The following is a 13179-nucleotide window of genomic DNA, read 5'->3' as shown; positions in this document are numbered from 1 at the left end:
GTCCCCCCCAAGTTTTGCTCCCGCTTAAAGCTAGCCCCCCACCCCCTCATGTGAGCCGAGGGGCATGGAAGCGCGTTTCGGCATATATAAGTAAAAACAGTATATCCCGCCAGATACAATAGATTCGGCTCTTGCCGATCGACGATGTATTTTATATTTTCGATTAGATGATATATTGCCTTGCAGGAAAAAAGATGGCCAGGATTTACGTTGATCCATCAATTCGCAACTGCGCACAGGCGCTCCTCATGGAGGCCCTTGAGGACGTGAACCGTCGGGTTTCGTGCGGGGATAGTTTCTGGGCTGCCCGCACTCGTGTGCTGGAGATGCACGCCAATGAATGGGTGAGGCTGTACGGGAAGGATGCCGCCGATCAGGCGGTGCGGGGCCTTCACATGCTCGCGCCGACCGAGTTGCTGGACCGGGAAACTCGGCGCAAGCAGCGCGATCGGGAGATTGCGCAGTGCCGCGCCCATCTCGCGGCTTATGACCCGAAGCGGAATACGCGCCTCAACCGCCTGTGGCTGTCGTGGTTCGGGGTGAGGCTCTATTGATCGGGTTTCGCCTTGCCGTCCTAGTGGCGCTGGCAGCCTCACCAGCGGCTGCGCCGGTTTTTGCGGACCCCGGTCCAGACAAGGCGGATCGGTGGCGAGCTCTGGCCCTTTGTGGCTCACTCAAGCCTGGACTGGTGCGGGAACGTGCGTGCCGGAGTTTCTCGGCTGCCGAGCGCGGGACTTGGCGCGGTTATGATCCCCGCGTCAGTACCCCGCGCTCCTGGGAGCTTCCTCGGTCTTGAGAATGAAACTCGGCTTCCTGCTTATTTGTCATCTTCAGGCGGGGAGATAACTTCCAGGTAATCGTACCGAAGTGCTTCCTTGGCTTCGCACGCTGGGCATTCCACCACCCCTTCGGGAAGCCGGTTCTATGTGTCCTCAAGGCAATCCCAACACTGCATGAATTTGGGCTCATGATCCGCAGGATCGTCCTGGGAAGAGTCTAGGGAAGGTATACAGGGAATCCCTGGGCCACCGCCCACCCCTGGGTTAGGCCGCCGCCCATCCCTGGGTTGGTTCGCCGCCCAGGTCTGGATCCGGAGTTGGCGGCCTAAAACCCCGCTCTTCTCTCCGCTCAGACAGCGCCCGCTGTCGGGCGTCGGGCTTAGTTACCGCAACGTCCGGAGGCTTGTATGGAAAGCGGTAGAGCGTCGCCTTCTTGCCGCTGCCCAGCTCATAGGTGATCGAACGAAGCCAGGCCGTTAGTCAGGCCCATATCGCGCAACCGCGCTCGTTGAATGCTCATCCATTATGAGCGTCGCGCCGAAAATTACGAGACCTTCACCTTCCTTCACGCCAGCCTGATTACACTGCACCAGATCGAGAGGTTGTATCAGGCGCACTTAGAACATTCTGAAAAGAATCCCATTCGGACCTTCGCCGGCGGCGGCTTCAGGGTCCGCCTGGGGTCGGAAGCTTGCATGCCGAGGTTCGGCTGTGCGCCATGAGCTGACCTTGTGCCGACACGCACTGAACCGCCGCTTGCGACCCATTGCGGACCATGGGAAGGTCTGGTCTCGGGCTATGTGGCCGCTGTCAGTCTCAAGACCGCGCCCACGATGTGCCGGAGCTGAAGCGGCTTCTCCAATCGCTCGATCGCCTCGAACTCCGGCGAGATCACACCCGCGTCGTAGCCGGTCGTGAACACGAATGGGATCCCGCCGTCTTTCAGCCTCCATGCCAGCTTGAAGGACGGACCCAGGCCCAGGTTCACGTCGATCACCACGGCGTCGGGACGCTGCTCGTCCAGCTCCGCCTGTGCATCGTCCTCCGTCGCGCAGGGACCCAGAACCTCCGCGCCGGCACCGCGCAGCGCCCGAGCGATGTCCGTCGCGAGGTAGTAATCGTCCTCCACCACCAGGATGCGACGACCAGTCAGGTCCGGTTCGACCGTCATGTCGATCGCTCCTCCGAACATGGTCGCGCGCTCTGGAGAGCCGGTCTCCAGGATGCTTGCCCCATCCTGAAGTGGGAACTCCAGATGGCAGCGGGCGCCCTCCGCCGTCAGCTCGATCCGGCCGTGGCCGCTCAACTCGTACGGGATCATCCCCTCGATCAGCTCGCTGCCGAAGCCGCGCCGCCGCTCCGCGCCGTCCGCCGGGGCCGGGCCGCCGCACTCGATCCAGAGGAAGCTCAGCCAGGGGCCGCCGTTGCGGTCGACGCGGCGCCAGCGTGCCGAGACTCGGCCGCGCCCGTTCGAGAGCGCCCCGTGCTTGCGGGCGTTGGTGGTGAGTTCGTGGATCGCCAGCGTCAGCACCTCGGCGGCCTTGGGCGCCAGCTCGATCTCGGGGCCGGCCAGATCGTACTGGTCGTCGCGCTCGGCCTGCGCGCCGATCTCGTCGTGCAGGATCGCAGAGATCGCCACTCCCGCGTCGGCCGCGCGGGTGAGCCGGCTCTGGACGCGGGCGAGCGTCAGCAGGCGCCCGCCGACCAAGGCGGCGTAGTCCTCGACGCTCTCCGCGCGCTCGCCCGAGCGCATCACGATGGAGCGGGTCAGCGCCATGATGTTGCGCACCCGGTGCTGCAACTCGGCCAGCAGCACGCGCTGGTGATGCTCGGCCTGACGCATCTCGGTCACGTCGCTGGTGATGCCGCCGATGCGCCGCACCCGGCCGTCCTCGTCGAGGAGCGGGAAGACGTGGTTGCGGATCCAGCGGAACGACCCGTCCGAGGGGCGCAGGATGCGGAACTCGTAGACCACGGCCTCGCCGCCGCGCACCCGTTCCATCTCGGCGAAGGTCCGGGCACGATCCTCGGGCACGATATGGGCGGCCCAGAGCCGGGCATCGCCCAGGATCTCGGCCTCGGACAGGCCATAGATGGGCTGCAGCGCCGGACTCGCGAATTCGGTGGCGAAGGTCTGCGCGTCGGTGATCCACAGCACGTCGGAGGAGGCTTGCGCGAACTGGCGGAAGCGCGCCTCACTCTCGCGCAGCCGCAAGTCGCTGCCCTTGCTCAGGAGCGCGTGGCGGATCGCTGGGGCGAGTGCTTCGGCTGCCACACGATCCTCCGGCCGGTAGCCCCCGGGCCGGCCGGCGAGGCCAATCATGCCGGCCACCGCCGCGCCCTCGGCCAGGGGAATACGGAGGATCGCGTCGGATGGCGTCCGCTCGGCGGAATCGAGGCCCCGCATCGCCGGATCATACCGGTGGCAGAACGTGCGTTCGAGCGCGGCGGCCCCGTTCGGCTCGCTTCCCTCGATCGTGGCCAGGGTGACGAGCCGGCCCGTGCCGAGTTCGGTGGTGGCGATGAGGCCGGCGGGGCTTTCGGTGAGGTCGGCCGCGACGCCGAGGGCGATGCGGGCGAGATCTTCCACGGACGCCGCGCTCAAGGTGGCGCTGAAGATCCGGTTGATCCCACGCAGGATCGCGTTGTTGCGCGTCAGGCGCTCCTCGGCCTCCCGGCGCTCGGTGATGTCGATCGAGATGCCGACGAACCGGTCCTTGCCGTGCGGTCGCCCGGAAACGATCAGCCAGCGACATTGCCCGTCGGCCCGGAAGACACGGACCTCGTAGAAGAAGGGCCGGCGCCGGGCATCGGCCTCTTCATAAGCCGCAGTATAAGCCTCTGCGTCGTCGGGATGGATGAAGCGGACCCAGCCCTTCGCCATCAAGTCATCGAAGGTGGTGCCGAAGAAGGTGAGGTAATGCTCGTTGACGAAGACGTTCCCGGCCGAATCCCTGTCCCAGATCAGCACCGGCGCGGCGTCGGCCATAGTGCGCAGTCGGGCTTCCGCATCCCGCGCCTGTTGCTCCGCCCGCGCCCGCTCGATCGCGGCCCAGATGCGCTCGCTCGTCTCGGTAACGAGAGCAACTTCCGTTTCGCTCCAGGCATGCGGGCTGCCGTGCACCACACTGAGGATGCCGACCAGTTCGCCATGCTTGACCAGAGGGATTCCGATCCAGGCGGCAATGCCGTCCTTCATGAAGTGGGGCTTTGTTGACTCAGGGATGAGGTCGGAGCTTCGCGTCTCCGCAACCACGATCGATCGTCCCTGCCGGTAGAGCGGAACGACCCAGTCGAGGGTGTCGAGGGAGTGGGTGCCGGTAAAGGAGGGGACGCCGCGGGCATGATCTTGCTCGACTACTGCGACGCCCTCCGACTCGTGGATCGCGACGTAAAAGGCGTGGTCAGTGCCGAGATGCTCGCCGAGCAGGCGGCAGGCCTCGTCCTGGATCGCGGCTGGGTCGGCCAGCGGGCGCAGGGCATCGGACAGCCGCAGGAAGAAGGCCTGCTGCGATTTGCGTTCCTGCAGAGCGCGCTCGGCCAGGACGCGGTCGCTCGTCTCGATCGCAGCGACGTGGAAGCCGACCACCGTGCCGATCTCGTCTCGGAGCGGTGTCCAGCTTGAGGTGAACCAGCCCTGGAGCTGCTCGGCCCGGTGCGGAGTTTCCACGCAACGATCGACGACCCGGCGGGCTTTCCCGGCCCTGATCCCAGCTAGGATCTCGTCCCGCGCCGGGTCCATCCAGACCTCGCGGAAGGGACGGCCGAGGGCGGACTCGGCCCCGTCCTTCAGCGTCGCGGCGAACGCGTCGTTGTAGACGACACAGAAATCCGCCCCCCAGCCGACGACGGCCAGCCAGGGAGCATCGAGCATGAGGTCGATGATGGAGCGCAGGCTATGTGGCCAGCGCCCGATCGGCCCTAGCGGTGTTGATGCCCAATCGAACGAGCGAATGCGCCCGGCCATCTCGCTGTCGCCGCATGGCCATTGGAAGCTTGGCGTTGTCATCCTTCTACGAAGGGGATGAGAAAGCAGCGGTCAACTACTCCTATGTAAATTTTTGCTGATGAGGTCGTCGGTGCCGGAATGTCGGCTTGCTGCCAGTTCGGAAAGGGTCGCAAACCACCCATAGAAGACGCTCGACACAGAATTTTAGCATCGAGGGATCATGCATGAGCGGAGCCCAATGCTCAGCATAGCGCTGATCCAGAGTGCGAAATGCAGTGGAAGAGCCTCAGAGCGATCTACGTCGTAGTCGGAGACGCCTGCCTCCGCTTGGTAGGCCTACAAGACAGAGACAAGCGAAAAACAGAGACCGTTCGTTTCTTGCTGGCCATGGCCCTCATGTGGCTGGTTGGAGCGGTGCACTTTGCCCAGAAGACATTCCGCGAATTTGAAGACGTGACGGTGCTGCGCACTGGGCAGCGTGTCGACGCGCGCGTGACACGCGTGGAACTGCTGTCGAAAGGTGGCGTCTCGGCAACCCTCACCTACGATAGCTCCGGCGCGGGAGGTCCACCCAACTGCTCGCAGTATGTGTCGATGGGTTATCGACCTTCGTGGTTGTCCGATGGGAAGCAGATCACCGTCAGCATCCGCCCTGGCTCGTGCACTCGCCCTGTGATCTGGACGTCCGAGAAATGGCCTTGGATCTTTGCCGGCAGCTCGCTCTTCATACTGGCCTGCAGTTTCGTCATGGGAATGGCGTGGATCCGATGCGTCCGGGACGGTTCCAAGCGACCTGACCAGGCGCTCCCGTGACACTGCCAAACACGTCCGCTTCCCACCCCATCCGGACCTTCGGCTGGCACATGTCGAATGTCCGCTTGGGGGCAGGAGTTCGCGCTCCTCTCGTGCGGCTGTGCGCCATTAGCGGACCTTCGAACGAAGACACTGGAATGGCCGCTTGGAGCCCTACAGCTGCCGTTAGGATGGAATGGTTGGTCCGGCTGAGGCCGGGGCCGTCTATGTCCCGGCCACGGATGACCCGGACCACTGGCGTCTGCCCGTCGTCCGACCAGACCGCCCCGACAACGTCAGCACGCTCCAGCCCCCCTGGGTGAGGAACCTTCAGCCCCTCGCGACGCCAGATGCGCTGAACCCGATCCTTGCCCACCTGCCAGCCGTCTGCCTGCAGCAGCGCGGTGACGCGGCGGTAGCCATAGCGCCCGTACTCGGACGCCAGGGCAACGATGGCCCGGGTCAGCGCATCCTCGTCGGCTGGCACGATGGGCACGTAGCGCTGCGTGCCCCGATGCTGACCGACGATCCGGCAGGCGTGACGTTCCGAGAGGCCGTACTTCTCCCGGATCGCGTCCACCGCCTGCCGGCGTCGCTCGGGGGCTAGATGGGGTATTCGGGGTGCCCGGCGCGGTGGAAGTGGCGGCATGATGGCGCTTCGATCCAACCTCGGAGCTCCGCCATGGACCAGCAGCACCACGTCGGCCTCGATGTCTCCGTGAAGGAGACACCTGGTGCACGAGCTCGCGTCGCCGAGCAGGCGTCACAGCTTTTTTGCGAGCACGTCCTGCAAGATGTGCTTGTCGAGGCTCAGATCGGCAACGAGCTGCTTAAGCTTGCGGTTCTCGTCCTCAAGCTGCTTCAGCCGCCGCAGCTCGCCTGTGCCCAAGCCGCCGTAGAGCTTCTTCCAGCGGTAGAACGTCTGTTCGGAGATACCCATCCGGCGCAGCACCTCCGCGACCGGTGTCCCCGTCTCGGCCCGCTTCAGCGCGAAGGCGATCTGCTCCTCAGTGAACCTGCTCTTCTCGGCTCCGCTCCTCCCATAAGGGGCTCACACAACCGGAAAACTCGCACTCACGCCGGACCAAAGCGATGGGGGGACGTTAAGGGTCAGTCTCCGTGGCCGCAGGCGGATCACCAAAAATCTTACAATTCAGCAAAATAGGACGCCCCATTGGCTCGCCCATCAACAATATCCCCGCAATCCCAGAAAGACATTTTGGACTTGCAGAAGGCAATAATTGCCCCCATGCTTTCGTGCAATGAAGTGCGGGCTATCGAGGCCAATTTTCTATTAAGGTCCACGAATACGACCTTAGCGCACAAAGGCTAAAATGCTGGAAAACAGCTATCGACCGTAATCAGCAGAAACGCCGCCTTCCGGGTCTGCTGCACCCACTACATTCGAAGGCCGTGGCGGCTCCATGTCCGATCAGCATTCGATGAGGTTTACCTCGACCAGCGAAGATCCTGGGCAGAGAGTGAGACCTGGCTTTCGATCGTTTAAAACAGCAGTGCCGATTGATTATCCTCGGCGATGGCACCGAGACATTCTTATTCAAGCGACTCTTGAAAGTTCAATTTCAGCAATAGAACCAGGCGATCCGCTGTACCGTAACGAGCGCATTTTCAGTTTTTTTGTATTTGCTGGAGTCCAACGGCGATTGATCATGGCCACCCCCAGTCGCCCTGAGAAGTCCTCAAGAAGAACCTTTCCTGACCACGTTTTAATCACCAGATCCTACGTTTTGTCCGAACCGCGGTGCTCCACCGCTCGGGCAGTTTGGGCAGCTCGCAAGCTCGTGATTCCCGTCGGAGACCGGCTCAGAATTTTGGAGCGTCTGACTGAGGCCGAAGCGGGGTTGACGCTCGGCGAACTCGCTAACTGCGTGCGGAGCTCAGATTTCGAGCCGGCGGCAGTAGTCCTTGCACTTGTCTGCGCCGGTCAGGCCGACCTAGAGCCTGGGGAAGCGCTATCGCCGGAGACCATTGTACGACGTCGTTTCGGCGAATCGACTCGACAGCGGGATCGCCTAGCCAGTGCGCTGGCGATCGAAGTGCAGACGTGATCGGCGCGCTGTCTCACTGAGCTGTCACGAAAAGTGTGTGCCCTTTGATTCTCGAAAAGAGCAGGTCGAGGGCTACTCACCGCATAGCGACCCAAGACTACTAACTACAATAGCCTCTGTTCGAGACCCTCACCCAGAAGCGCGATTACGTTGCAAATTTACGACGCGCTATCCAAATATTTCTGAACTTCGAAGGAATGGTATGCCCTCCTAAATGAGTCCCGATGTTCCTGCGACGAAGGAATGAATAGGCGAAAAGGGGAGCCCCGTTCCTTTGATTGTACATAAATGCGCATCTACGAGCAGAACCGATTCCTTCGATGAAAATTCTGCGCATTTTTGCAGATTTAAAACTTGACTAGATTTGATCGATATGTATTCACCAGCATAAACCTGGTACCGTCGTTTCTGATTCGTACCGGTATTCAGCCAATCTTAGCGCCACTGCTTGGGGTGGTGCTGCGTACTGACAGTTCTGCTTAACGAGGTGGCTGAAGATCGCATCTGTTGCTTGAGGGGAGGCTTGCGTTCGCCGTTCCTTCCTGCAATGCATGAGCGAATCGCTGGAGTGCCGATACAAGCTCGCCGCCTTTGACGAGCGTTCAGCAGCACTCGAGCAAAAGCGAACCAGAGGACGGACAATGCAGCTATGGTACAAATGAGAAAGGCGCTCAGGAGGTCCTGAGCGCCCAATCACTAAGCCGTCCGCCATGCCAGCCAGCTAACCGGACGGCCTATCAGCGACACTGACGATTCCAGAGGAATCGCGCAGCAATCACGGCGGCATAATGCCTACGCCCGGCTTCAGCCGCAAGCGGATTATGCTGAGCCATGCGTGCTGCCTGATACCCAGGGGAGGCAAGCAGCATGCGCCCACAGCATCCCAATCTCCAAGCATTTCAGCGCCGACTTTTGGCGCACGCGATGCGCATACTTGAAGGCCCGCATGAAAGCAGCACCTCGCCTACGTGCTGTGGTTTTTTTGGAGATCAAGAAAGCATGCAGACAGATAGCGCCGCCGATACCAATCCGACGATACGCATAAAGCTTACCGAGCGATTTGAATAGAATCGAACTCCAGAGCTTTAGGTTTGCAGCCTCAATGCAAACTGCGTCGGAGAGCTTAAAATGAAGCTAGTGATGTAGCTCGAAAAAAACATGCGCGGCCGCTTCCAGTGACCGCGCATCTTCCGAACTGACCGTCGCCCAACAGGAGGCTAACCACGACAGCAAGCAACGCCAAGTTCAGACACGACGAAGACGCTTAAGCTTTCGCCTAAACGCCTTCGAAGCTGAGAGATCATCCCCCCATCCTTGCAAGAAAACGGGATGATCAGTCTAAAATCCTGTGACACGGCGCGAGCGCCGGCGCGCGAAGATTTCAAGCGTGGAGGGTGCCATAGGCGGAGTCCGCCTGCAAGTCTCCACCCGGTCTCAGCTTCCTCAGCCAATGGCTGTCGGAGAAACGACGCCCCCGCTAGGGCGAACGCCCCCGGCTGCCTCCGTCCATTCCGGCGTACCACAAGCGCCAAAAGACGCACGAGGATGCGATGCCCCATATGATCGAACGATCCCCCGACGACTGGGAGTCGCCGGCCGAAAGCCTGGCCGACCGGTTCCCCACCAAGTTCCGCTCGAAAGCGTCCACGCAGGGCGTGCTCGTCACCACGGATTCGCGGCCGCGCCAGATCTTCTGGGACAGTCTCGGTGAATTCGGCACGCTCACCAGTGTGCTCGCCCGGCGCGACATCGTCGAGGTGCGCGAGCAGCAGGAGGCGCTCTATCGCGACGCGGAGGGAGTCGTCCGCCGACACTTCTTCGACTTCGTTGTCACCTTCGACGACGGCACCCGCCGGGCGCTCGCCTATAAGCCGCGCGACCGAGCCGAGACGGTCGGATTCATCAACTTCCTGACCGACCTGGCCGAACGGATCTCCCCGGAGATCGCCGACGAGATCGTCCCCCTGACCGAGTTCGATCTCCCCCGCGCGACCGTTCAGAACGCGATCCTCATTCACGACTGCCAGCGCGATCCGCCGGATGACAACGATGAGGCTGTGCTCGCGTCGCTGGCCGAGTTCGTCGGCCACGTCAGCATCGCCGACCTGCGCGACGCCACCGGCCTTGGCGGTGATGCCTACCGGGCGATCATCCGTCTGATCGGCTCCGGGGAGATCGTCATGAAAGGCACTGCGCGGATCGGCGGTCAGACCCTCGTCCGTTTGGCCAACCAGGAGGACGCACGATGACACCCCGCTATCAGATCAACGAAGCCGACCGTCTGATCCTCGGCGGCGGCCAGACTCTGACGTGCAAGGGCCTGACGAAGACTGGCTACCTGCTGCAGCCGTTCGGCATGGACCTGACCGACCATGTCAGCTTCGAAGCTTTCGAGGAGGCCCGCCAGCACCCGGATTTCCGTCATACGCCCCTGTACTACTCCGAGCCTCGCTCCCGCGCGCGCGCGCGCACGCTCATTGAGAGCAACGACGACATCCCTGCTGAGGAACTTCCGGACGTGCGCTGGCGGGAAGCCTGTGTGCTTGCCTTCCACGATGAGGAGGCCAAGGATCGTCGCAATCCTCCGCCGCAGGATCAGCAGAGGGCCAACCGGACCAAGGCCGGCTTCGAGGAGGCGATGCGGCGCGCCAGTCCGCAACTGATGCAACTCGATTACGCTAAGAAGGCCGCGGCCAAGAAGGCGGCGCAGTCGCGTCCGAGCTTGGCCAAGTCCGGCATGCGTCGGAAAATTCGAGCGGGCCGCACCGTTGTCCTCCGCTCACTACCTGGCGCGAAGACGCTGCAGCGCTGGACCCTGGCCTATGAGGAGGCCGGCTGTGAGGCCTGGGGCTTGCGCCAGTGTCACTTCAACAGCGGCAACGTCAAACCCCGGTTTGCTGCGGACGAGTACGCGATGATGATGGAGGCGGTCTACGCCTACCTCGATCGGAAGCGTCCGACATTAGAGCAGTGCTACAAGGATTACGGAGACAACCTCACTGCGGAGAATGACAAGCGCGCGGAGAACGGGCAGCCGCCGCTGCGAAGGATCGGTGCCTCGACGTACCGCGCCAGGGTGAGGCGCGTCTCTCGCTTCCATCGGGACGCCGCGCGGCACGGCATCGAGTACGCCATTCGCAAGAATGGGGGCGTCCGGCGAAAATTTGACGTCACCCGCATCGGCGAACGCGTCGAGATCGATGGCTGCAAGGTGTCGTTGATCCACATGGCTGTCGAGAGCGGCATCTGGGCTAAGATGACGGCCGAGCAGAAGCACAAGGTGCCGAAGGAGCGCTGGATCCTGCTTCGAGCAATCGACGTCGCCTCGAAATGCATCCTAGCGGAGGTCATCACCCCGACCGAGACGACCAAGGCCGCCGCCATCCTCCTGCGGATGATGATCAGCGACAAGACTCCCCTCGCCGCGGCGATGGGAGCCAAGACGCCTTGGAACTACGCCTGCGTCCCGCACTCGATCGCGACCGACGGAGGAGCTGCGTTCCGGTCCGACCGATTCCGCCAGATGCTCGCCGATCTCGGCATCGTCTTCGTCGCCCCCGAGGTCGGTCAACCGAATAAACGCGCCACCGTGGAGCGCTCATTCGGCACGACCCGGACGCAGTTCCTGCAGCACTTCAGCGGGCAGACGTTCGCGAACGTCAGCGACAAGGGAGATTATGACCCGGGCAAGAGCGCCAGCCTCTTTGTGGACGAACTAGCTCGCGCTCTCGTGCTGTATGACGTCGACATCTACCACAACACGCCTCACGAGGGCTTGTATGGCGAGACTCCTCGGGCCTGCTGGCAGCGCCTGATGATTGAGAGCGGATGCTCTCGTATCACCCCAGGGGCTCATCAGCAGCGGGCGATTTTCGGTGTCCACCTCAGCCGCAAGCTCGGCAAGAGGGGCGTCCGGGTCCTCGGCCTTCACTACCAGTCCGTCGATCTGGCTGGCTTGTTGAAGGATCGGGGCGAGATCGATCTCCCGGTTCGGCTCGATCCGGACAACCTCGGCTGGATCTCGGTCCAGATCGGGCGCGTGTGGAAGACGGTCCCCTGTGCCACCTCCGGTTTCGAGGGAGCCTCGATCCAGGCGTGGTTGGGCGTGGTCGAGGATCAGCGCCGGCGGTACGACATCGCGGCCGCAGCGAGCCGACCGATCGTCACCGATGCCCTTCGACAGATCCGGGCTATCGCCGCGAACGCTGAGCGCCGCTTCAGCATCACGCCCCACACCTACGACGCCGAGGCAATCTCCCGGGCGGAGGCCGAGATGCTGAGGGGGTTCGACGTCCCCGAGGAACGGGTACGGAAGAACGCCCCACCGGGCGGCGATCCGCTAGCGCAGGGTATTCCGGTCACCGGGCCGACGATCCAGCAGGTCCAGCCCTCGGCATCACCGCGCCGGCAGCATCCTGAATCCGGGTCGCCTCCCACTGCGTCACCCGCAGATAGAGATGACCGTGACGAGGATGACAGTGACTGGACGATGGAGACGCCCGATGCGTGACGACATCGCCAATCCTCTCGACCACTTCCGGAGCGTAGCGGCCAGAGAGCAGCGCCAGCGGATCGAGGTCATGCAGCGGGTGCGCGGGGCGTACTTCCGTCATCCGAAGCACGACGAGGTCGCCGAGCATGTTGACGAGCTCATTGAGCATCTCTTGGAGCACACCGACTCACGGGTGCAGTGCGGCAGCGAGGAAGCTTCGGGGATCGCCATCATCGGCGCATCCGGTGCTGGCAAGAGTACAATGCTGCGTCGAATTTTCCTCGAGCACCCAGCCTTCCCGCATTACGGCGTCATTGGATCTCGCTGCCCCATCGTGACGGTCAAGCCGGAGGGGGCCTGCACGCTCGATCGATTCGCGATCGACACGCTGCGCAAGTTGGGAATGCCGGTGCAGGACGTTCCGCGTCAGGAGCAGCGCATGGCGCACATGGTACGGGATCAGCTGCGTCTGATGGGGGCGAAAGTCCTCCATATCGACGAGGCTCATCACATCACGCAGCCGGCCAACTCCATTCAAATCAAGAAGATCCTCAACACGTTCAAGTGTTTGATGATCGATGATGAGTGGCCGATTGGATTAATTCTGTCGGGGATCCCGGAACTGAGGCAAGTTCTGGAAGGGGAGCGGCAGGTCGCTCGTCGGCTTGCCTTCGTGCCGCTGGCGGGGCTGACCTTCGCGTCGGATGCGCGCAAGGTCGGGAAGATCGCCCAGCAACTGGCCGGTCTCGCGAAGCTCGGATTCTCGGCGGTCCAAGCCGATGTCCTTGCACCGCGCATCATTCACGCGGGCGGATATCAGCTGGGATGCGCGATCGAGCGAATCCACGAGGCGATCCGGGTCCGGCTCAAGCGCAATCTGCCTCGCCTCTCGACGGCTACGCCTTCGCCTGACCCGTTGATCTTGGACGATTTCGCCACGGCCTATGCCCGGAAAACAGGCGTGGAGGCGCAGGACAATCCGTTTCTCGCGCATGACTGGGAGGCGACTGACCCGTTCCGCGTCCTGAACGGACCGCAACGGACCGATGACAAGGGTGATCGCCCCTCTTCGCGTTCGACAAAGAAGGGGGGATGAGC

Annotated in this window: 6 protein-coding genes and 2 pseudogenes; 5 read left to right on the top strand and 3 right to left on the bottom strand. The window is 62.6% G+C overall.

Annotation, left to right across the window (positions count from 1 at the left end):
• The first annotated feature begins 194 nt into the window (after window positions 1–194).
• A complete protein-coding gene (locus tag OVA30_RS22190) occupies window positions 195–554 on the top strand; it encodes a hypothetical protein (RefSeq protein ID WP_268176956.1) in 360 nt (119 codons plus the stop codon).
• Window positions 555–1575: 1021 nt separating this feature from the next.
• Here OVA30_RS22190 and OVA30_RS22180 read toward each other — a convergent pair.
• Window positions 1576–4746: a PAS domain S-box protein gene (locus OVA30_RS22180; protein ID WP_268176955.1), complete on the bottom strand. Its 3171-nt coding sequence runs from the start codon at window positions 4744–4746 to the stop codon at window positions 1576–1578.
• Window positions 4747–5106: 360 nt separating this feature from the next.
• Here OVA30_RS22180 and OVA30_RS22175 point away from each other — a divergent pair, with 360 nt between their 5' ends.
• Window positions 5107–5541 (top strand): hypothetical protein, encoded by a 435-nt coding sequence (locus OVA30_RS22175; RefSeq protein WP_268177545.1) that lies wholly within the window; start codon window positions 5107–5109, stop codon window positions 5539–5541.
• Window positions 5542–5842: 301 nt separating this feature from the next.
• Here the strand turns inward: OVA30_RS22175 and OVA30_RS22170 are convergent.
• Window positions 5843–6127 (bottom strand): annotated as a pseudogene (locus OVA30_RS22170) (IS3 family transposase); the annotation flags it as partial.
• 159 nt (window positions 6128–6286) lie between these two features.
• Window positions 6287–6520: pseudogene (locus OVA30_RS22165) on the bottom strand (transposase); the annotation flags it as partial.
• A 2628-nt stretch (window positions 6521–9148) separates the two neighbouring features.
• Between OVA30_RS22165 and OVA30_RS22160 the strand changes: the two are divergent.
• Genes OVA30_RS22160 through OVA30_RS22150 form a run of 3 tightly spaced genes read left to right on the top strand, consistent with a single transcriptional unit; the run spans window position 9149 to window position 13177 of the window.
• Window positions 9149–9838, top strand: a complete 690-nt coding sequence (locus OVA30_RS22160; RefSeq protein ID WP_268176954.1) for a hypothetical protein — start codon at window positions 9149–9151, stop codon at window positions 9836–9838.
• Window positions 9835–12099, top strand: coding sequence for a hypothetical protein (locus tag OVA30_RS22155; protein WP_253386894.1), 2265 nt, complete (start codon window positions 9835–9837; stop codon window positions 12097–12099). The genes OVA30_RS22160 and OVA30_RS22155 overlap by 4 nt, the downstream gene beginning before the upstream one ends.
• Complete coding sequence (locus tag OVA30_RS22150) at window positions 12092–13177, top strand: ATP-binding protein (protein ID WP_253386895.1); 1086 nt, start codon at window positions 12092–12094, stop codon at window positions 13175–13177. The genes OVA30_RS22155 and OVA30_RS22150 overlap by 8 nt, the downstream gene beginning before the upstream one ends.
• Window positions 13178–13179 lie beyond the last annotated feature (2 nt).

Origin of the sequence: Methylorubrum sp. SL192, from assembly GCF_026672325.1 — a bacterium.
Lineage (GTDB): Bacteria > Pseudomonadota > Alphaproteobacteria > Rhizobiales > Beijerinckiaceae > Methylobacterium > Methylobacterium extorquens.
This window is presented reverse-complemented; position numbering and strand designations above follow the sequence as displayed.